16 protein-coding genes are annotated in these 20,741 nt (G+C 54.6%); 7 read left to right on the forward strand and 9 right to left on the reverse strand.

The genetic code is table 11. The annotated features are described in order from the left end of the window. Nucleotides 1-22: 22 nt before the first annotated feature. From ACR0LH_RS06920 to ACR0LH_RS06935, 4 genes are all read right to left on the reverse strand, one after another. The gene (locus ACR0LH_RS06920; protein WP_480720235.1) at nt 23-1,399 is read right to left on the reverse strand and encodes an FAD/NAD(P)-dependent oxidoreductase; all 1,377 of its coding nucleotides are present in this window, start codon (nt 1,397-1,399) and stop codon (nt 23-25) included. After that, entirely contained in the window at nt 1,386-1,685 is a 300-nt protein-coding gene (locus tag ACR0LH_RS06925; RefSeq protein ID WP_480720237.1) for a (2Fe-2S)-binding protein, read from the reverse strand. The genes ACR0LH_RS06920 and ACR0LH_RS06925 overlap by 14 nt, the downstream gene beginning before the upstream one ends. Continuing rightward, the gene (locus ACR0LH_RS06930; RefSeq protein ID WP_480720238.1) at nt 1,666-2,760 is read right to left on the reverse strand and encodes an NAD(P)/FAD-dependent oxidoreductase; all 1,095 of its coding nucleotides are present in this window, start codon (nt 2,758-2,760) and stop codon (nt 1,666-1,668) included. The genes ACR0LH_RS06925 and ACR0LH_RS06930 overlap by 20 nt, the downstream gene beginning before the upstream one ends. A gap of 137 nt (nt 2,761-2,897) precedes the next feature. Further along, nucleotides 2,898-4,226: a sensor histidine kinase gene (locus ACR0LH_RS06935; protein WP_480720239.1), complete on the reverse strand. Its 1,329-nt coding sequence runs from the start codon at nt 4,224-4,226 to the stop codon at nt 2,898-2,900. Between the two features lie 358 nt (nt 4,227-4,584). Here ACR0LH_RS06935 and ACR0LH_RS06940 point away from each other — a divergent pair, with 358 nt between their 5' ends. After that, a complete protein-coding gene (locus tag ACR0LH_RS06940) occupies nt 4,585-5,949 on the forward strand; it encodes a cytochrome P450 (protein WP_480720241.1) in 1,365 nt (454 codons plus the stop codon). 34 nt (nt 5,950-5,983) lie between these two features. Here ACR0LH_RS06940 and ACR0LH_RS06945 read toward each other — a convergent pair whose 3' ends face one another. Then, nucleotides 5,984-7,045: a response regulator gene (locus ACR0LH_RS06945; RefSeq protein ID WP_480720243.1), complete on the reverse strand. Its 1,062-nt coding sequence runs from the start codon at nt 7,043-7,045 to the stop codon at nt 5,984-5,986. A 114-nt stretch (nt 7,046-7,159) separates the two neighbouring features. Here ACR0LH_RS06945 and ACR0LH_RS06950 point away from each other — a divergent pair, with 114 nt between their 5' ends. Next, on the forward strand, nt 7,160-7,444 hold the full coding sequence (locus ACR0LH_RS06950; RefSeq protein ID WP_480720245.1) for a hypothetical protein: 285 nt from the start codon (nt 7,160-7,162) through the stop codon (nt 7,442-7,444). On the opposite strand, the gene ACR0LH_RS06955 is transcribed toward ACR0LH_RS06950, so the two are convergent. Continuing rightward, complete coding sequence (locus tag ACR0LH_RS06955) at nt 7,436-8,185, reverse strand: acyl-homoserine-lactone synthase (protein ID WP_170410651.1); 750 nt, start codon at nt 8,183-8,185, stop codon at nt 7,436-7,438. The genes ACR0LH_RS06950 and ACR0LH_RS06955 overlap by 9 nt on opposite strands. A 550-nt stretch (nt 8,186-8,735) precedes the next feature. On the opposite strand from ACR0LH_RS06955, the gene ACR0LH_RS06960 reads away from it, so the two are divergent. The 5 genes from ACR0LH_RS06960 to ACR0LH_RS06980 all read left to right on the forward strand — a co-directional run bounded on the left by ACR0LH_RS06960 (nt 8,736) and on the right by ACR0LH_RS06980 (nt 16,598). Then, on the forward strand, nt 8,736-9,677 hold the full coding sequence (locus ACR0LH_RS06960; RefSeq protein ID WP_170383481.1) for a response regulator: 942 nt from the start codon (nt 8,736-8,738) through the stop codon (nt 9,675-9,677). Between the two features lie 278 nt (nt 9,678-9,955). Next, nucleotides 9,956-11,878 (forward strand): DUF3604 domain-containing protein, encoded by a 1,923-nt coding sequence (locus tag ACR0LH_RS06965; protein WP_170410654.1) that lies wholly within the window; start codon nt 9,956-9,958, stop codon nt 11,876-11,878. A gap of 125 nt (nt 11,879-12,003) precedes the next feature. Beyond that, nucleotides 12,004-12,834 carry a peptidyl-prolyl cis-trans isomerase gene (locus ACR0LH_RS06970; RefSeq protein WP_480720248.1) on the forward strand — a complete coding sequence of 277 codons (831 nt, stop codon included), beginning with the start codon at nt 12,004-12,006 and terminating at the stop codon, nt 12,832-12,834. Continuing rightward, nucleotides 12,831-13,832, forward strand: coding sequence for a HupE/UreJ family protein (locus tag ACR0LH_RS06975; RefSeq protein WP_480720249.1), 1,002 nt, complete (start codon nt 12,831-12,833; stop codon nt 13,830-13,832). Before ACR0LH_RS06970 ends, ACR0LH_RS06975 begins: the two co-directional genes overlap by 4 nt. A gap of 117 nt (nt 13,833-13,949) precedes the next feature. Then, on the forward strand, nt 13,950-16,598 hold the full coding sequence (locus tag ACR0LH_RS06980) for an AsmA family protein (RefSeq protein ID WP_480720251.1): 2,649 nt from the start codon (nt 13,950-13,952) through the stop codon (nt 16,596-16,598). Nucleotides 16,599-16,668: 70 nt separating this feature from the next. Here ACR0LH_RS06980 and ACR0LH_RS06985 read toward each other — a convergent pair whose 3' ends face one another. The 3 genes from ACR0LH_RS06985 to ACR0LH_RS06995 form a co-directional block, all read right to left on the reverse strand. After that, a complete protein-coding gene (locus ACR0LH_RS06985; protein WP_480720252.1) occupies nt 16,669-18,438 on the reverse strand; it encodes a pilus assembly protein TadG-related protein in 1,770 nt (589 codons plus the stop codon). A gap of 263 nt (nt 18,439-18,701) precedes the next feature. Next, a complete protein-coding gene (locus tag ACR0LH_RS06990; RefSeq protein WP_480720254.1) occupies nt 18,702-20,051 on the reverse strand; it encodes a sensor histidine kinase in 1,350 nt (449 codons plus the stop codon). After that, nucleotides 20,051-20,710, reverse strand: coding sequence for a response regulator transcription factor (locus ACR0LH_RS06995; protein ID WP_170383466.1), 660 nt, complete (start codon nt 20,708-20,710; stop codon nt 20,051-20,053). The genes ACR0LH_RS06990 and ACR0LH_RS06995 overlap by 1 nt, the downstream gene beginning before the upstream one ends. Nucleotides 20,711-20,741 lie beyond the last annotated feature (31 nt).

Genomic DNA, 20,741 nt, shown 5'->3' on the forward strand with positions numbered 1-20,741 from the left:
CGAAAAACACGGCGCGGCGGTATCAATCGGCATCGTCCTGCATCGCAGCCAACTCGCCCAGAGTGACGGGTTTCAAAGGCGGTCTGATCCTGAAATAGCCAGTCTGATCCTGCGAGACCCCGTTTGCCTGAGACAGAAGTTCCGTGACCGTCAAACCGCAAAACCGGCCCTGACACGGCCCCATTCCAGCGCGCCCGAACGCTTTTACCTGGTTTGGCCCAAGGCACCCCAAACGCGCGTAGGACCGAATGTCCTCTGCCGTGATCTCTTCGCACCGGCAGATGATAGTGCTGTCATCCGGCGACAACGCCTGTGCGCTTTGGGGGTATGCTGTATCCAGAAACGGACGCACTGCAGTCTCAAGATCAAGTGCACGACGCAAGGGCTGAGCCAGCCTGTCCCTTTCCGTCGCAGACAATCGTTGCATCTGCTCGGCAAGCCTAAGCGCTGCAAGGCGCCCGGTCAGTTCTGCGGCTTTTGCGCCGCTGATCCCCGCGCCGTCACCGGCAATGTAAATTCCTGATACGGTGCTTTCCCCCCACATATCGATATGGGGCCGAAAACAGCGCTGCTGGACATCCCAACTATGGGCGATTCCGACTGAGCGCGCGGCCTGCGTGTTGGGAACCACCCCGTGATGCAAGAGCACCATTTCGCAACCGATGTTGAAGTGTCGTCCCCTGTGTCGGAAACGCACAGCTTCGGCCCGATCACTGCCCACGATGGAAATGTCGGAAGCGTTTGTATAGCACGGAACACGTGCCCGGCGCAGCTGGTTCAGCAGGCCGACGCCCTTGACCAGATACCGCCACCCGCGCAACGCACCCAAGCTGTGCCGAAGCGCGTTACGCATTGCGGTTCGGGTCTCTATCAATGCGACAGGCGGCGTTCCCGCGCGGACCATCTGAGCTGCAACCAGGTACAACAACGGCCCGTTTCCAACCAAAACCGCATTTTGAACCAACACCCCGGATTGTTTCAGAAGGATTTGCCCCGCCCCTGCCGTCATCACTCCGGGCAAAGTCCATCCGGGCAATGGCATGGGTCGCTCCAACGCACCGGTTGCCAGCAGAACCTTCGGCGCACGAAGTGTAGCGGCGCGGCCAGACTGCGTGTACGAGAGCTCAAAGCCGCCTTCTATGGCCCAGACCGTCGCCGCCCGAATGTGTTCAATACCGGCAACGTGCAACCCGGCGGCAAGAGCTGCGCCACAGGTGTAATCCGGCCCAAGTATGTTGCGGCGAATTTCCGAAGCCCGCTCGACATCGCGGTAAATCTGCCCACCTGCGCGGGGCTGTTCATCAAGAATGGCAACCCGCAATCCAAACTCGGCAGCCTGCGCTGCGGCGGCCATTCCCGCAGGACCAGCGCCGACGATAGCCAGATCAAATTCGGGCATTGGACCTCACTAGTCCGGGCAAGGTGATCCGCAGGCCATCGGCTACTTCGCTCATGCAGGCTTGGCGCGTGACGCCATCAATTTCCACCAAGCACTCATAACAAGCGCCCATCATGCAAAACGGACCGCGCGGAGAGCCAGAGACCGGGGTTCGCCGAAACACATCTATGCCAGCGCACAACAGCGCCGCGGCGAGGTTCATTCCTTCCGGCAAGGTCAGCTCGACCTCATCTACGAATACGACAGCCTGTGCAGCTTGTTCAGACTCAAGAAAAACGGGCTTCACCAAACACCTCCAGATCAGGGGCAGATGCCGTTCCGTCAAACCAGTCAGGCAACAGCCGCGCGTGGGCCGCAGCCAACGTGATGCCGCTATGGCATGTCGCAAGAAACGCACCGGGCATCTTGGCGCTTTGCTGGTAGATCGGCAATCCATCCGGGGTCAGAACCCGCAACGCGCCCCAGCTTCGGACAAGCTGCGCGCACGCGAGGATCGGATACGCGGCAATTGCCTCGGCCGCCAACCCTGACAGGCCACGCCGCGTCACGCGATCATCAAGACCCGTTTGTTCGTTAGTAGCGCCTATCTGTATTCCGCCTTCATCCACCTGCCTGGCAATGATCGACGGACGATTGATGATCCGAGGCAGCTTTTCCGTGATCAGCACCTGCCCCCTCTCTGGGCGCACAGGCGCGGAAAATCCCATTTTGGGTCCAAGCTGCGCAGCGCCAAGACCCGCGGCCAAGACAACCTTGTCAGACTCAAAAACCTCTCCGTCCTCGCATGTGATCAGGAAAGAGCCAGGCTTGTCGACGTCAACAACCGTTCGCCCCGTCATGACCTGCCCACCCAACTGGCGCACATCGATCGCCAGCGCCTTCAACAGCTTCAAGGGATTAACATGACCGTCCTGATGATGGAGTATGGCGCCGATGACCTTTGGGCCGATATGCGGTTCTTCCTTACGCAGCGCATTGTGCCCCATGACCTCGAACGGGTAATCGCCGTCCAGCGCGCTGCGAATATGTTCGTAGTCCCGAACTGTCGCCTCAAGTGTCTGCTCAGAGAAATGGAAGTCGAACCCTCCGCGTTGCTCGAGCCGAAGGTCGAGCCCCGCGGCATCGCCAAGTTCACCGGCAAAATCGGGCCAAAGTGCCGCCGAGCGCTGAGACCAACGTGCGTATCGGGGTTGCTTTAACCCCTTGCCCTGCACGCAAACCAGGCCAAAATTTCCACGGCTCGCACGGAAAGACCCATCATCCCCGTCGAGAACCGCAACACTACGCCCACGTTTTAGCAGCCCCCACGCCACCGAGAGGCCCACAACGCCACCCCCGATAACAGCATAATCGGTTCCCATGGACCTGCCTTATTAATGAACAGCCTGCAAAGTTTAATCTGCCCTTCGGGGAAGTCCAATCCGAATTTCGTTTCGCGACGACGCCAAGTTCGACGTGAAAACCGACAAGCAGCGCCTCAATCAGCCGATGAGCTTGATCAAGCCGCGTTGGATTTTCCGGTAAGCGCACGCGCAATCGAACCGCTTCCGCCCTCAAAGATGGGGAATTCAACAAAAAACTCAGTGCCGACGCCAACTGTGCTGTAATAGTCTATCGTTCCGCCGAACTGTTCGACAATCTCCTTAGAGATGTTCATCCCAAGGCCGGTGCCTCCGGCGTGGCGTTCGTCCGACGAGTCAATTTGTGAAAACCGGTCGAATACCTTGTCCCGGCAGCCGGCAGGAATACCAACACCTTGGTCCTTTACGAAAATGCGAACACGCGGTCCGATCCTCTTGAACCCAACGGTCACTGTTCCGCCTTCAAACGAGAACTTGGCGGCATTGGATATCATGTTGGTCAAAACCTGCATGAGCCGCGAGGCGTCGCCCCTTATCATCAGGTCCTGATCCTCTTGCTCATCCTCCACAATCTCGACGTTGTGCGCGCTGGCAAATCCGAGGTTGCAGGCGATCGCCTCTTGAACCAGCGGACGAACGTCGATTGCCGTCTTGCGAATGACCATCTCACCGGCTTCCATTTTCTGGATGTCCAGAACGTCGTTGATCAAAGACGACAGCCGCTCGCTGTTCTTGCTCGCCAGCTCGATAAGGTTCTGCATTTTCTCGGGAACTTCACCCATCGCGCCGGAATTTATCAGATCCAATGACCCCTTGATTGACGTCAGGGGCGTCCGCAGTTCATGGCTAACCGTGGAAATGAACTGAGTCTTTGCAACGTAGGCCGCTTTTGTACGCTCATGTTCTTCTTTCAACTTTTCGAGCTGCTCCAAGTTTTTCCGGTACAGCTTTAAAAACACCAGTGAGCAGTCGATCAGAAAGTACATCACGAACACGACTGTGAAAAAATGCAGCCACAAATCGGACGAAAGATCGGGTTGTTCGACCCATATATCCTTTACGACAATCACCATGAACGAGACCCCGTACATGGCAAGACGAACAATCATCGCCCAAACGAATTGGTGGTTGTTCATTGCAGCAAAAAGCGCCGCCGCAAACAGGAAGAACAATGGGGTAAAATGACCGCCCGTCGGCTGTTCAAGCGCGACCGAAACGGCATACAGACAAATTGCGGTGGAACTCAGGATCGTATTCAGCAGTATCCACGCAACCATCATGGCTATGGCTTTGCGTTCATCCGGGTTCAGGCGGGCAACTCGTTTTGCAAGGTACAAGTCCTGCGCTTCACAGATCAGGATCGTACCGTAGAACAAAATGGCATTGAGGGGCTCGAAGAAGAAACCAGTGAGAATTGTGGTGGCCAGAAAAATCGCCTGCCGCTGCCACAACAGCGCAAAGCTCATGGCAGTGTAGTCTTTAATGTTTTGTAGCAACTGATCTTTAGGCTCCCCTGGGTCCCGGACCTGTTGCGTTGCTTCGATGACCGTCATCCCGTCGTCTTCATTGCTTTGCCTCTTGGCAACTTCTAGCTAAACAATGAGGACGCAGTTGGTCGGAAATAGGTTCACAGTTTGGCGACTTTCTTTCGCCAGGCTATCAATTGTCGCATTGCCTAAAATCCAAGCCCATCGAAATCTGACCGCATTGTTTCCAGAAAGTAGGTCAATCAATTGGCTCTGCATCCACGAACTCATTGCTTATTTACACTTTTTCCACGTAAATGAACCTGTAGACCGGCGAAAAGCAAAGAGGGGCAGCGCCTTGAACGCCATTGGAAAGAGGAAAACGAAACAATTCGACGTCACGCCGGTTTCTGCCAACCTCGCAGAAAAGCCCGTGACGTTGCTTCAGTTCGCAAAATCGGCTGGCCGCAATATGCTTGAAGTCATTCCGGCCGAGACATTGCGGCAGACTTATGTTCGTGGACCGCTGAACATCCACTACATCTGCGACCCGGAAATGGTCACAGAGCTTCTTGTCGGCAAAGGCCGGTCTTTTCCGAAGGCAAAGTTCACGAAAGACATCATCGGATCAGCGGTGGGCAACGGTCTGATCCTTTCTGAGGGTGAAAAATGGCGCAAACAGCGACACAGGTACTCTCCTTTGTTTGCGGCAAGAAACCTGCCGGTTCTGTCCCGGCACTTCGCTGAAACTGGCATTGAAGTGGCGGAGTCCATTGCAGAAAACGAAGGCCCGGTCGACGTCGCGCAAATAGCCCCTGCGTCAACACTGACCAATATTTCAAGGGTCATCTTCTCAGGAAATGAAGAAGTCAGCGCTGATCAAATCCGCGTCGGGCTAATCGCTTACTTCAACTATATTTCGGATCTTTCCCTGTTTGACCTGCTTGGGTTTCCCAAGTGGCTACCGCGGAAAAAGTGGCTCAGCAGCAAGGCTCCGGTCACTGACATGCGGGATTTGGCGCGGCAAGTTATTGAATTGCGTCGGTCTGAAAACCGTGACGAACCTGAAGATTTTCTTGATCTGATGATTGATGCGCTCAAGTCGGATTTTGAGGACGCCGAAACAACGGTCGACAACCTGTTGACCTTTGTTGTTGCCGGCCACGAAACTTCGGCCAACGCGCTGGCATGGGGGTACTACCTGCTGGCATTGAACCCCGATATGCAAAACCGAATACGCCAGGAAATCCGATCTGTATGCCCCCAAGGAAAGCTGGAGTTTTCGCATCTCGAGCACCTGCCGTTACTACGGGCCCACATCAAGGAAACCCTGCGGCTGTACCCTTCGGCGGCCCTCTTTGCCCGAGATGCATCCGACGCGATCGAATTCAAGGATGTCAAAATCGAAAAAGGGGACGCGCTGTTTTTCCCGGTCTACTCGCTGCACCGGAATGAAAAGCTGTGGGACGAACCCTCGCAATATCGTCCGAACCGATTTCTTGGCGCACCTCCTCCGCGAGGGCAATATATCCCGTTCGGAGCAGGGCCGCGAATTTGCATCGGCGCTCAATATGCCGAAACAGAGATCATGATCTTGATGGCTTCGGTACTACGGCGCATTCACTTTTCTTTGTCCGACGTTCAAATTCCTGAACCGATCCTGACATTTACAATGCGCACGAGCGGTCCTTTGATTTTGAACGCCGAGAAAGCGCCAGCATGAGCCTGACGATCACGGGACCATCTGTGTTGGCGTGTTACTTTCGCGCCAAATAGGTTTGGTTTCCGTACATCTCGCGCAGCACTGTATCGAATAGCCTCTTATGAGACTTCACTTTGCGCGATCCTGCGGCCTCGCAATGAAACAGAGGCTCAGCGTCGAAACCTTTTCTATAAGCCTGCTCGCGGCCGTTAACATTCTCAACCGCGCTGTTCATTGCTGCGAAGGCTCCGGCCTTAGAGATCGAGCGCATCGAAACTGGTGCGCCTATAACGGCCCTCATGGACCCTACCCCGCCTCTATCGCTGAGAACCTCAGCAAAAACAGAGTTAAGCTGGTCTTCCTTTGGAAGCATGGCTGCGCGGTCGCGCCCATGCGCGACAACAAGAAAAACGCCACTCCCCCTGTAGGAAAATACCGATTCAGCCTCTTTGGTGGCCAACTCCACGCTGCGTCCCAAGTCGGTTATCGCGCGTCGAAAAGCTCCGAAATCGTTCAGGTCAAAGCGAAATTCTGCATCCTGCAGCTTAATCGCGACGGCGCAGGATTCAAACAGACGCCCCCTCGAAAGCTGCTCGACATAGTTGTCGAATTCTACATACCGCAAGAAACGACGCAGCCCGTCGATCGAAAGTGGGTCTTCAAAGCTGAATTGCTGGCTATAGTCCAACTCCTCGCGGAGATTTTTGACAGAGGCCGACGTCCTGCGCGCTTTGATCCGCTCCTGCATCAAATGATGGGCCGCGTTCATGCGGCTGCGCAACTCGAAAAAGTCAAAGGGTTTGGTGATATAGTCGAAAGCACCCACCAAAAAGGCTTCTTCAACATATCTTCTGTCGCTCATTGCAGTCAGCATGATCGCAGGTGTATCCGCGTGCTCGGGAATGCTGCGAATACGGCGCAACAACTCGATGCCATTGGTGCCGGGCATTTGGATATCCAACAGAAAGCAATCGAACGCGGCATCACACGACTGGATCGTCTGCAGCGCTTCGTCGGCAGAGCTGGCCACTAGAATGTCACAGTTTTCGACCTCTGACAGGGCTGCCTGAAGCAATTCCAGAATGCCTGGCTCGTCATCAACCGCAAGCACTCTCATCGTGGCTTTCTGTAACGCGCGGCTTTCCAGCTTGCGTTGGAATTGTTCTTTTCCCGGATTTGAATGTTTCATAACTGGTGAACTACATTTGACCTGTTTAACGGCCCCAACCTAATGAGCGACTGGGACGAAACAGCGGCGAAAAGCGAGAAAAACCCCGCAAATGTTGTTCATTTCTTGACCTTATTTTGGCACCAACCGGCCAAAACGGGTTTACACAACATCAAGAAATCGGATTTTATCCATGAAATACAGAAGGTTACCTTCTTGATCGGCATCAAACCTCAACAAGGATGGGTGAAACCAACAGCCCGATCTCGCCTTAAAGGTGAAGCCGGGTGCAAAAATAGGGACCGGACGGCGCGCAAATTGCTGCGAGAGTTTACCGTGTCAGTCTGAATCGTCTTTGATGTTGAACAGAACCGATTGGCTGACGCTTCCTTCGATCGAAAACTTGGCCCCGACCGGAGCAGCCCCAACCCCCAGACGTCGCGACCAGCGCGACCAGACAGCCGGCACAATCCCAAGTATCCTGGACGCCCCACACTCCTCGGCGTTCTCGGTCATACGATAAAACAGCTCTTGCTGAATGGCCATCCGGCGCGAGGAAGGGACGCTGTCGGTGATAAAGAACCGTGACGCTTCCCAGACTTTCGGGTTCACCGGGGCTTCAAAGAACAAAACGTCCGTGGGCAAACTTGGCAGAATACCGTTTTGCGCATCCCGAAGCATATAGCTGTAGATTCCACAGCGCGCGGTGGTGGGCAAAAGGCGCACCCCTCCTAGAACCTCGCCGAACTCGTGCAACACGACCCAGCGACACGCGGGTGTATCGTATTGGTCGAATTCCATCCCGTCGACCTCGCCGATCTGCCAGTTCAGCCGGTCAATGAAGATATGCTTTCGAGTCTCAAGGTACTTTGCAAGCAGTGTCCCATGCTCGTGCATGTTGCGAAAACTCAGTGTCGTCGCGCGTATGCCCCCAAGTTTGCTTAGACGGTCGGACGACCTGCGTTTGAGCGCAAACAACTTTTGGCGCGCCGAAATTTTCGGCGCAGCCGGAATGTCATTTGCAGGTTCAAGCTCCGGAAAAACGCGGGACGCTGGATATGCCTGCTCGTACCTGAGTGGTCGGTCCATATTTTGCTCTTATTTTTGACACACTTATGCCAATAAGCTGAACGGCAAGTCCATAAGTTAGTGTCGCTCACCCTATGATTGAAGAGGATGTGTGACCAAATCACCTCCCATACCTTGGGTTGAGCATTCGCAAGACACCTATATCTGTTTTTGAGCGTTCATTTTGCGGCTAAAACCGGCAAAAAGCGTACACTCGATCGCACTCAAATCCTTGACAAAATTTCAATTTCTTCGCTGATCTACAAATTTTCGCGTCGCGTCACCTGCGGCGGTTCTCGAATAGGGCTCCTCAGCCCTCATCAGCGCAGCCGCACACCCCATAGTTTTCACGAAAAAGCTTACGTCTAAGCCGTCTACACCCCGTAAAATGCCCAACACACGGAACATTGAAAAATGTAAGCCGGAACACATGGCCGCCCTTCCAGTGTCAATGTTTTGCCGTTTTTGTTCGACAGGCTGTCAGAACCTAGAAATCCACTCGCCAGCCGATCTTTGCCGGAAGTCTGCAATGCCCAAAGGTCGGTTCGGTGGCAAAACCTGGTGAATAGTTATGCGGATACTTGCTGTAGACGACGATCCAAGCATCCTAGAGTTGCTGATCTGTGTACTCGGGGCGTTCGGCTACGAAGATGTTGCGACCGCGCGAAGCGGGCAAGAGGCACTAAAGACGCTGTCGGAAACCGACCAGCCCTTTGACTGCCTTCTGCTGGATGTGCAAATGCCCGAGATGAACGGCATTGCGCTATGCGAAGAAGTGCGCAACTTGCCCGACTACAAATTTACTCCGATCATCATGGTCACCGCCATGGTGCAAAAGCAGTACATCGACGAAGCGTTTGAAGTTGGCGCAACCGACTACGTAACCAAGCCCTTTGAATTCGCGGACCTGAAACAACGGCTGTCCGATGCTTACAGGCTGGCTGCAGAGCGACGTGCGGCGATCGAAGTGCTTGAGGCGGACATCTACGCCGACAACGACTCTGAGGTTAACACCAACTTCAGCCTAAGCGACCCTCTCTATTTTGGGGATCTGGATGGCTGCATCGGACTGGCCGAGTTTGAAAACTACGTCGTTCAGCTTGCCACGATGCACTCAAGAACATCGAAAATCCTTGCCGTGAAAGTTGCGGACGTTGAGGATCTCTTTTCCTCTAGCACTTCCAGCGAGTTCCGCGAATTCCTGGCATCGGCCGGAGCAGCACTTCTGTCCGTCAGCCAAGAAGGGCGCAATTTCGCGACCTATTGGGGGAACGGGGTCTTTTTGCTGATTCATGACAAGAAAAAGGGAATGGCTGCGCAGCAGTTGAACCACCGGCTGTCGCAACTTCCGGCCGGCGAAACGCCAAGCATTCATTCACCGACCAATTTCTCTTTCCAGGTCGGAAACGATGTTTCGCTGCTTGCACATTCCAAGATGGAAGCCTTGTTCCTGATCGACAAGGCGGTCGAATTGGCTGATATCCCACAAGGCCCAATAGCCCGCTTCGGCTAAATCGCCTGCATCTATTCTTGTAAACACTGGTGCGCTCGGAATTTCTGAGCGCACCACAACTTTTCTGCGATCTATTTTCAGCCATACGTTCACCTTCGGACCGCCAGGCTCAAGATCCCGCACCCTATCAGGTGCGTTTAACTTATTTATTTTGAACATTTTTTTGACGGGCACCAAAAATCCCAAAATACCATTCGGTAATATTTACAAATTGGAATATCGTTGACTGACAAGTCAGACGCCTACGTTGTTTTGAATATATTTACTGGGAGGTTTCTATGCTTCGATTGCGTTCCTGTTTGGTGACTTTGATTTCCCTGCCCGCCATTTCATTTGCCGATGCGGTTCCAAGCAAACAGGCCGCTGAGGGCACGTTTGCGGAACGCCCCTTCTCGCCCTATGCCAATCGTACATTTCCCGAGCGTCCGCTTTGGGGTGACACCCATTTGCACACGGGGCTTTCGTTGGACGCGGGCGCGTTCGGAAACACTCTGCTGCCTGACGAAGCATGGAGATTTGCCAAGGGTGAACAGGTAATTTCATCCACTGGTCAACCTGTCAGGCTGGCTCGACCGTTGGACTGGATGGTTCTGACGGACCACACCGACCTTATGGGTTTTGCGCCAGACTTGCAGGCAGGGAAACCCGGCGTTCTTTCTGATCCAAAGGGTTTGGAATGGTATGAAGGCTACAAGGCTGGCGGTGAAAACGCGGCCAAGGCTGCCTTTGATATTATTACGAATTTTTCGCAGATGACCCTGCCGGAAATCCTGCTGGAGTCCTACAGCCCCGGCGCTGACGCTTTTGCGTTCACGTGGGAACAGATTGTCATGGCGGCCGAGCGGCATAATGACCCCGGAAAATTTACGGCCTTCATTGGGTTTGAGTGGACCTCCGTGCCAAAAGGCTTCAACCTGCACAGGAACGTTATGCTGCGCGATGGTCCAATTCGCGCATTGCAGATGGTTCCGCCGGTAACCCAGCCTCCTTACGGGGATACGGATCCCAAGGCGCTCTACGCCTGGCTGGAAGAATATCAAGCGAAAACAGGTGGTCGGGCGGTTGCGTTCGCGCATAACGGCAACTTGTCCAATGGCTGGATGTTCCCGACCGAAGACACGTATCACGGTGGCAAAGTAGACGAAGAATACGTCAACAACCGCGCCAAATGGGAGCCGCATTACGAAGTCACGCAGATCAAGGGCGATGGCGAGGCTCACCCCTATCTAAGCCCGGATGACCCATTTGCCGACTATGAGAACTGGGATGTCGGCAATCTGGACATCACAGAGCTAAAGACCGAAGACATGCTGGCTGGCGAATACGCGCGCGAGGCACTGAAACGCGGTCTGGCTTTGGAAGAAAAGTTCGGCGTGAACCCCTACAAGTTCGGGATGGGCGGGGCAACGGACAGCCACACGTCACTGGCGACGGCCGAAGAAGAAAACTACTTTGGCAAATCGGTCAGCGCCGAACCCTCTGCTACGCGGGTGCTGCACCCGTTTGTCGAAAGCGAATTGGGTGCCTTTGAAGGACATACGCTTGTCGCGTCCGGCTATACCGCTGTGTGGGCGTCGGACAATACCCGCGCGGCTATTTTCGACGCATTCAAGCGTCGAGAGACCTACGCCACCACGGGCCCACGTATCGGTCTGCGCTTTTTCGGCGGCTGGGACTTTCAGGATGAGGACTTGCTGACCCGTCTTGTGGCTGATGTCGGGTACACCAAGGGCGTCCCGATGGGCAGTGACCTTCGACCGCGCGAGGGCGACGGTGCACCAACTTTCCTGATCGGCGCGCTGCGTGACCCCATTGGCGCCAACCTTGATCGCGCACAAGTTATCAAGGGTTGGCTGGACGCGGACGGTGAACTTCAAGAGAAAGTTTTCAATGTTGCCTGGTCTGGCGACCGGTCATTGGACGCGAGCGGGCAACTGCCAGAGGTTGGAAATACCGTCAATGTAGATACAGCAAGCTGGAGCAATACGATCGGCACGTCGGAATTGGTGACCGTTTGGACCGACCCCGAATTCGATCCGAGCCAAAGAGCCTTCTATTACGTTCGGGTTCTGGAAATACCGACTCCGCGCTGGGTGCTGTACGACAAGCTACGCTTTGGCATTGATCTGCCGGAAGAAGCGCAACTGGTTCATCAGGAACGCGCGTATTCCTCGCCGATCTGGTACACGCCAAGCGAGTGATCCGTCATTTCGGATGTCGCCGTTAGGATAAACGATAGACACGGCACGCTGAGTAACATCAAACTACCAAAGACAGAGCCGCTGGTCAGCATTGGCCGCGGCTCACGTTTTCCCTGAGAGAGCCCATGCGCATTTTAAAAGAACCACTGCTCCACTTTATTTTGATCGGGGGGGCAATTTTCGGATGGTTTTACCTTGTTTCACCTCAAGACGGTGATGCAGAGCCAACCGAGACGATAGTTGTTGATGAACAAGACATCGATCTGCTGGCTGAACGGTTTTCTGACACTTGGAAAAGACCCCCGAACGAAGCAGAGCTAAGTGCCCTTGTTGACGCGACCGTGCGCGAAGAAGTTCTTGTAAGAGAGGCGCGCAAGCTCGGGCTCGACCGCGGAGATCAGGTGATCCGTGCGCGGTTGGCGCAAAAGATGGATTTTCTAACGAACGCGATCGCATCATCGGCCGAGCCGGAAACCCAAGAATTACAAGCATTTCTGAACGAAAACTCCGAGCGTTTCACAACCCCTCGACTGATCGCTCTGGATCAGGTGTTTTTAGGTGAATCACCCAGCTCCGACGACGTTGCCGACGCGAAATCCCGATTGGAGGCCGGTGAAGACTGGTCGGGCATTGGCACACGAACTTTGCTTCCACGGTCCCTGCCCTTGTCGTCAGCCCGAACCATTGATGCCAATTTTGGCAAACAATTCTCGGACTCCGTCGGTGCGCTTGCAACTGGGCAGTGGGCTGGCCCAATCCAGTCGGGGTATGGGCAACATTTGGTCCGTGTCACGGCGACCCAACCGGCCTCGCTGCCGCCGCTTGACCAAATTCGCGAAGCCGTTCTGCTGGAATGGCGCCGCGAAACCGGAGAGCTACTGGCGCGCGCTCAGTACGAGAAGTTGGCCGCAAATTATCAGATCGTCGCACCGGGACAGGCAGAGGCCGAGGAATGAAGACCTTTCTCTATCTGTTATTCACCATCTGGGTCGCGTTTACCCCGAAGGTCGCGCACGCGCACGCACTGGATCCGGGCTATCTGGAACTCAGGCAGTTGACCCAGAACACCTGGCAGGTGCATTGGCGAAAGCCCGACGTCGTGGGCCGTCCTATGAACATAGACGCCGTTTTCCCAAATTCATGTGAACCAGCACGGGGGCCGGAACCCACATCCGACAGCGTAGCATGGGTGTCCACGTGGATCATGGAATGCGATACCGGTCTGGCAGGCAAACCCGTCTTGATCGAAGGGCTTGAAAAGCAACGAAATGACGTTCTACTGCGCGTTCAGCCCCTTGACGCAGCCACAACTACGCTGCGCTTCACTCCCGACGTTTCTACGCTGATCATCCCGGAACAACCGACGACCAGTTCCGTTTTCTTCAGCTACTTCCAGCTTGGTTTCGATCATATTCTAGAAGGCTGGGATCATCTTCTGTTTGTTTTTGCTCTTTTCGTTCTGGTGCACGACAAATGGCGGCTGGTCGGAGCGGTCACAGCGTTCACTGTCGCACACTCGATCACGCTGGCCCTTGCGACTTTGGGCATCGTTCACGTCCCTGGCTCGCCGGTAGAAGCCGTCATCGCCTTGTCGATCGTATTCCTGGCGCTGGAAATACTCAGTCACACTGAGGGAAAACCAAGGTTGTCGGAACAGTACCCCTGGATCATTTGCTTTTGCTTTGGCCTCTTGCACGGGCTTGGATTTGCCGGGGCATTGGCTGAAATCGGTGTTCCGCCCCAAGACATTTTCACGGCGCTGCTTTCCTTCAACTTGGGCGTAGAGGCCGGCCAACTTTTGTTCATAGCCGGGCTTGCGGCGATCATGTTGGCCTGGAGACTCGCCACAAGGTTCGAGCCCGCGAAAGTTGCTTCCATTGCTATGCCGGTTGCAGGCTACGCCATCGGTTGCGTTTCAATTTACTGGCTGGTCGAGCGTGTCAGCGGTTTTTGATGCCAAATGGGTCAATACATGATTGATTAAAGATCATTTCGGTTTCTTCATTCCGGTGATGTGCCCCGCTTTGGAACAATGGGCACCGCCACAACCGGCAGGGAAAGGGGGCAAAAATTGCGATTTTTGGTACGAGGACTGGTCGTCATCGGCGCAATAGCTCTGGTAGTCATTGGCGTCGCCTGGCTGTTTCTGTCATCTCCGTTCCTGTCTTCGGCACGCTCGGCAATGGCCGCGCAAATTCTGTCCGAGAAAATCGGCCGAAACGTTAGCGTCGAGGGCGACCTTCGCGTGGGGCTTGGCCCTCAACTAGAGATTTCCGCCACAGACGTCGTTCTTCCCGCTGGATCACTGGAGGGGACCGATTTCGCCAAGATTGATACGCTCGGCTTCCAACTGTCTGCGCGTGATCTGACCAAGGGCAAGCTCTCGGTTAGCAACGTGGTAGTGGACGGAGTTCATCTGAAGCTGATCACGACCCAAGAGGGGGAAACATCGTGGCGCGCCAATTCCGGCCCCACAGACAAAGATACGTCACCTCGCAGTGGAACGCCGGTCGCAATCTCTGATCTACTGGCAGACCCCCAGCTCAACATAAACAACATATCGGTACTGTATCAGAGCGCACAAAACGGCATGGACCTGGACTTGCGCATACCCGACCTGACATTGACATCCGGAAACGGTACGGCGGCGGCTTCTGCGACGGGGACCGGAACCCTGAACGGAGAGGCTTTTGACCTCCAACTCCTTTTCCCAAAAGAGGAACCATTTCAGCTAAGGGCCGACTTTGACCATGTTTCGATCACCGCCAACGAAGTTGAGACGGCGTCGGGGCTGACCATAGAAACGAAAGCAGAGATCAATCAGCTTGGGCAACTCCTTGATATTTTGAAACTCAATCGCGTTCTTGAAGGCTCTGGCCAAGTAGGCGCGACTTTCAAGTCGTCCGAGGGGATCGCGCGGGTCGATGATCTTGATGTGGGGGTACAACTGGATGGCGGGCAAAGCCTTGAATTGACCGGTCAGATCGGTGAAATCGGAAACCCGGCCGATGTATCGTTGACGACTAAAATCCGACTTTACCCCAAGGGTGAAGACCCCGCCCCCGCTCAATCACGTTATGACCTGAAACTCATCGCTGTGGATATGGTCATGGATAGCGTTCCCGGCCAGGTGCCACAGCGACAGATGGTAATCCAGACCAACGGGTTCACGTTGGACACCGCAGGGGAAGGACCGCCGCCTGTCAAATTCTCTGAGGTATCCAGAACCCCGGACGGCACATTGCGAGTTGGCAATGTCAACTTGCGCATCGGAGACCCCTCAAACCCCTTTGTTATCCTGAACGGATCAGTCGGTGACGCTCTGCGCCTGCAGGAGGTTTCAGCAGAAGGGTTGCTGGACATTCCGGCCAGCAGCCTGATTTCGCCAGAGCTATTGGGCGCGGACGATCAACTCGGCAGGTTTTCAGGAGAGTTTTCCCTGACGGGCGGCATCGACCAGCTTACGCTTTCGGATTTGGACGGCCGCACGAGCGAGACTGAAATCTGGTCTCTGAACGTTGACGGTTCGGTAAAAAATGTTCTGAAGTTCGAGAACCTGGATCTGGGGATCGAAGTTGGCGTTCCATCTGGCGCGGACCTTTTGCAGGCGCTGTCGTTGGACCCTGTGGACACGGGGCAAGCGGGTTTTTCGATCAACCTAAGCAGCGACGGCGCGGACTGGAATGCAGAGGCGGACATCACTGTTGCGGACTCTGAGCTGTTGTTTTCAGCCACATTGGACGACGCAACCTCTGACCCTGTCCTGAAGGGGCAAATCGAAAGCGACCTGATCCGAATAGACCAAATTCGCAGCATAGTCCTGGCAACCGCCCAGTTGAGAAAGCTCGGCCTTTCCGACGAGGACAGTGTGGACGAGGCAGCGGATACCTCAGACGCTAGCCCACTGAGGGATGTCACACTCAAACCTATTGGCCGCTCAATCCTTCTTTCGGGAATGAACATGGATGTCGACATCGACCTGCGCCATATTGAAGGGGCCGACGGCATAAGCAGTTTGCAAAGTGAAGTGACGCTCGACGAAAGTGAACTGAAAGCCGGACCTTTGAAGTTTGAATACGGCGGGGCCAATTTCGATGTCAGTGGCCTTTTGGACCTGTCGAACGAAGACCATTTGCTAAACCTGACCGGTCAGGCCGGTGGCTGGCGGTTGGACGATATACTGCACAACCTGAACTTCAAAAAAGGCGCCAGCGGAACGATCTACGCGGATTTCAACGTGACCGGCGGGATCGACTCGGTCAAACATTTTGCCCAGTCAATGCGCGGCAACGCCACCGTATCCATGCGCAACGGGTCCATTGAAACCCAGCTTCTGGACCTTGCGGGTCTTGGACTGCTGCCTTGGGTCTTTACAAAAGAAAAACAGAAAGTTGCGCCAATCGTGTGTTTGCGCGCTCCGCTGTCCATCACAAGCGGGAATATCTCGACCAAACAAACCACGCTGGAAACGGACCAAGTTCAGATCGTCGTTTTCGGTGCGGTGGATATGAACAACAAGGCTTTGGACCTTAACCTGCAGCCCCGAAAAATCGGAGAGCCGCTGTCCCGCAGCCCGTGGCCTGTGACCGCCACCGGACCTCTGGCAAAGCCGAAGATCAAGGTCAAGGACGGGCCAAAACGACTAAAACGGTCTGACGGCGCTGATCAGATGCCCACCAACCGCAAGCTGTGCGTGCCAGACATCCTGCAATTGCAATAGCGCAGCCAAAGGACTGCGCTTTGCTTCAAAAGGAAGGGGCGCGAATGGATCGCGCCCCCTTGATTGGTACTTATTGGATCAGACGAAGTTTTTGGATCGACCCGGCTATCGAAACAAACGAGTCGATGATCTCTTCGCCCGTCACTTCGTAGTAGTGTGACGGAGACGATGCGCAGGCTTTGATCTCTGCTGCTGCTGTGTCCGACGTCTCGAACGCGACTGCGTAGATCACGACATTGTTTGCCTTGGCCAGTTCACACTGCTGCTTGAACAGTTGCAGGTTAGTAACTTGCGACGAGGTGACTGTGGTGTCCTCGGCCGGCCGTTCGATCAATTCGGTAAGACCGTTCTCAATTTCCACTTCATTCGTCGGCCGCACCTGCGGGCTGGTCCGCCCGTCCGTCATGATAACGATGTATTTCGACGAATCTTCCTCATCCCAATCCAGCGGACGGTTGGCGAATTCGGCGGGTATTTCGCCGGCAGCGCTAAGATGCGCAAATGCGTCTCTTGCCGCCGGGTCCAACAATGCCAGAGCATATTTCAGGCTGTAATTGGTGCCGGTGCCGTCAAACAGTCTCAGGTTGTCGATGAAGTTGTGCAGGATACCTTCATTATTCTGCGCATAACGGATGCTCATTTCATCATCCGGGCACCAGCCCCAATTCTGGGTTGTTTCGTCGTAATCCCAGTTCACGAAATATGGCACCTGCTCGATAGACCCGGACGGCAGATTCGAGTTCATGAAATCCGAATATGTCATCTCAAGGCAAGACGAGACGTTGTTTGGGATCGTCTCAACATAGGCGTAAAACTCTGAGAACTGGAATTCCAGATCCACGTTGTTGAACTTTGTCGAACCCGTGATTTCCTCGCCAGTAATGCTGAAAAACGTCGTTGTTTGATTGCCGCCCTTAATAGACGCACCCAACATTTTAGCTTTTTCAGGCAATGCCGGAGTCTTCGAGATGATGAATTCCTTCACGTAGTGATGATAGGTATCGACATCATCCTTGTTGAAAAGCTCGACGTCGTGACTTGGGTATCCTTCGATTTTAGCCGAGAAATTCGGCTCGTCACCGCCAGAAGTATCGAACCAGAACACAACGTTTGAAACGTCCTGCTCCCATTCCCGAAAATGGTTCGCTTCTGTAGTAGTGCCAAATCGTTCGCCGCCCAGGTATTCAAACATTGTCGAACCAGGGTTCGTCTGACCGGCAAACGGAATGATGCTGATCGAGGTCTGCTTGTCGGACTTTACGCCCGTGGTCGGGTCTTCATTCCGGCTCAAGCTTTTTGTAATAAAGGCTTTGGCGGCAGCTTGCATGAGTTCAACGCGATTGTTGTTTCCCATGCTTCCCGAAATATCCAGGACCATCGAAATCTCGGTATGTGGCGCGGCTTCGTTCGCTGCAGAAGCAACATCCAAGGACAGGGATTCCACCCCGCTCAAACGCATGAAATGTGTCTCGAACTCGGTCCCGATACTGGCCGAGACAGTCCGGTCCAGATAGGATTCCTCAACACCGATATTCTTTTGGTACTCTCCAAGCCCCTGAGCCGCGAGGTGGGCATTGACGACATCGGCAGGCGGCAGCTCCTGCTCTAGGTTCGCAGCGGCCAGTACCGCATTGTCCAGCGCCCATTGCAATTTAACCCGGTCACGTTCGTAGTTCATGAAGTCGACCGCTATGCCCGTCATTGCGATAAGGGTTACGAACACAAAAAGGACGAATATAGTAAAGCCACCATATTCTTCGCCAGAAAAGCGCTTTAGATACTCACGATATTTATTAGACCGCTTGGAACTTGCAGCCTCTTGAGGGCAGAACTTGAGCATTGCAATCTCCACAAAATTCAGGATTCCGTGAGATATTGCTCGAAAATAATGTCCCTAATTTGCTAAATATTTGCCTTTTAGATTTCATAGGGTGAACGGAATGTTAATTTAATGTGAACGGGCGGAAATACTAAATATGTTCACGATCATTCTGCCTGCATTTAGCAAATTCCCCCCGAAATAACAATAAAATGAAGCGCTTAAAAAAATTAATACAGCGAATTATCACCGCTATTTTTCGGGTTTTCTTGGACAGACTCCGCTTAGGTCGATGTCTGGTTAAATCCCGTTGGGATCAGAACCCGGCTCTCCAAGCCGCCAAGATCACTGGACGTACCGAGGTTTAGCTTGGCACCGTAGGCATTTAGCAGATCAACGGCGATCGCCAATCCCAGTCCGCTGCCCGTGACCGACGTATCCAGACGCCCGCCCGACCTGAGCGCTTCGCGCCGGTCGTCTTCCGGTATTCCCGGGCCGTCGTCCTCGATATGAACTTCGATACTCCCGCGTTTGGACACCGCAGTCACGCGCACGGTGGTTCGGCACCATTTGACCGCGTTATCCATCAGGTTCCCAAGCACTTCCTCAATGTCCTGCGGGTCCATTCGGACCCACAGCCCCGGCGCGCGCGTCACCTCCAGCGTTTTGCCTTCTCTCTCGGCCATCGAAGAAAACAGGCGGGTGAGCCGGTCCACTGAATTCGACAGATCAGTTCTCGAGTGCGAAAGCTCTGCCGTATTTAAAGCCCTCATCCTGGCAAGCGACCGGCTGAGCTGTGCGTCGATCCTGTCCAACGCTTCCTGTGCGGCATCTGTCGGCGCGCCGTCCTCGGACAAGGTGCTGAGTTCATTCCTCAGAATGGCGGTCGGTGTCTTGAGGGCATGCGCCAGATCCGCCGCCTGCCGCCGTGAACCAGAAACAATGTCCCGGTTGCGACGCGACAGCTGGTTCAAATCCTCGACCAGCGGCGAAACTTCATCAGGATAATCTGCAGGCTCTAGCCCCTCATCCGTATCCCACCGGTGGGACACATCGCTTCTTAGCTTTCTCAGCGGCCCCAGAATGACCGAGGACAGCAGCATCGACCCCACAACACCAATCAACCCGACCAACGCGAATACGGGCAGCAGACTGCGCTGCGCTGCGCGCCTCTCAGCAATCAATTGGGCCTGGCTTTCGGCAACACTGACCCCCCAGACCGTACCGTCTTCGTAGGTGATCTCTTGAAATATGCTGCGGACCCTTTCACCTTCTGGGCCCGGAATGTTCCAGATTCTAGGCGTATCGGGGGAATCCAGAGGCTCAGCTATGGTTTCGTCAAAAAGCGATGACGAGGTGAAAATCTCTCCGGCTGCATTTGTAACCTGCCAATAGCGCCCCGAATACGGAGTCCCATATGCAGGGTCAAACATCAGGCTACGCAAAGCCTCGGGGTCGCCGGTTGTAGCGCTTAGACCTACGACAAGTTGCGTGTGCCGATCCCTAAGCGTGCTGTCAAAGCGATCCGAGACTCTGGAGTCGATGTACGAGAAAACGGCCAGCGTCCCAACCGCAACGGATACTGCACCGGTCGCGATTCCCCCCAGCAATGCCCGTTGGCGCAAAGACAGCATTAGTCGGTATCAATCATGTACCCGCGGCCCCGAACGGTCTTGATCAAGTCGGCCCCCAACTTCTTGCGCAATCGCGTTATGAACACGGCGATTGTGTTGGAATCCCTGTCCGCATCATATTCATAAATGTGGTCGGAAAGCTCGGATCTTGACACCAAGCGCCCCCGATTATGGGCCAGGTAGGTGAGGACGGCGATCTCCTGCGCGGTCAGATCAACTGCAATCCCCTGCGCGGTCACACGCCCGTTTTTCGAGTCGAGCGTGACGCTGCCCATCTCAATCACCGGATTCATCAAGCCGCTTTGACGCCGCAGGATCGCCCGAACACGGGCTGCCAGCTCGGGCATGTGAAAGGGTTTGGTCATATAGTCATCCGCACCGGCGTCGAGACCATCCACCCTCTCGCTCCAGCCGTCTCGGGCGGTCAGGATCAAAACGGGCGTTTTCAAACCCGCGTTTCTCCATTCGCGCAGCACGGAAATGCCATCGCGCTCCGGCAGCCCTAGATCAAGGATGATAACGTCATACGGTTCGGTTGAACCAAGATGAAGGGCGTCCACTCCGTTATGAACAACGTCGACGACACGCCCTTCGGCGTTCAGCAGTTTCTTGACTTGCGCGCACAGGTGCGGCTCGTCCTCAGCAAGTAGTACTCTCATTCTTCGTAATTATATTTGTTTGAGCGTTGGT

This window comes from Ruegeria sp. CL6 (assembly GCF_056536465.1).

Excerpts from the sequence above, each read along its gene's own strand:
- ACR0LH_RS06920 (WP_480720235.1), bottom strand. The coding sequence starts at position 1,399 with ATGCCCGAATTTGATCTGGCTATCGTCGGCGCTGGTCCTGCGGGAATG.
- ACR0LH_RS06930 (WP_480720238.1), bottom strand. The coding sequence starts at position 2,760 with ATGGGAACCGATTATGCTGTTATCGGGGGTGGCGTTGTGGGCCTCTCG.
- ACR0LH_RS06935 (WP_480720239.1), bottom strand. The coding sequence starts at position 4,226 with ATGAGCTTTGCGCTGTTGTGGCAGCGGCAGGCGATTTTTCTGGCCACC.
- ACR0LH_RS06945 (WP_480720243.1), bottom strand. The coding sequence starts at position 7,045 with ATGAGAGTGCTTGCGGTTGATGACGAGCCAGGCATTCTGGAATTGCTT.
- ACR0LH_RS06950 (WP_480720245.1), top strand. The coding sequence starts at position 7,160 with ATGAGCGACTGGGACGAAACAGCGGCGAAAAGCGAGAAAAACCCCGCA.
- ACR0LH_RS06955 (WP_170410651.1), bottom strand. The coding sequence starts at position 8,185 with ATGGACCGACCACTCAGGTACGAGCAGGCATATCCAGCGTCCCGCGTT.
- ACR0LH_RS06960 (WP_170383481.1), top strand. The coding sequence starts at position 8,736 with ATGCGGATACTTGCTGTAGACGACGATCCAAGCATCCTAGAGTTGCTG.
- ACR0LH_RS06965 (WP_170410654.1), top strand. The coding sequence starts at position 9,956 with ATGCTTCGATTGCGTTCCTGTTTGGTGACTTTGATTTCCCTGCCCGCC.
- ACR0LH_RS06970 (WP_480720248.1), top strand. The coding sequence starts at position 12,004 with ATGCGCATTTTAAAAGAACCACTGCTCCACTTTATTTTGATCGGGGGG.
- ACR0LH_RS06975 (WP_480720249.1), top strand. The coding sequence starts at position 12,831 with ATGAAGACCTTTCTCTATCTGTTATTCACCATCTGGGTCGCGTTTACC.
- ACR0LH_RS06985 (WP_480720252.1), bottom strand. The coding sequence starts at position 18,438 with ATGCTCAAGTTCTGCCCTCAAGAGGCTGCAAGTTCCAAGCGGTCTAAT.
- ACR0LH_RS06990 (WP_480720254.1), bottom strand. The coding sequence starts at position 20,051 with ATGCTGTCTTTGCGCCAACGGGCATTGCTGGGGGGAATCGCGACCGGT.
- ACR0LH_RS06995 (WP_170383466.1), bottom strand. The coding sequence starts at position 20,710 with ATGAGAGTACTACTTGCTGAGGACGAGCCGCACCTGTGCGCGCAAGTC.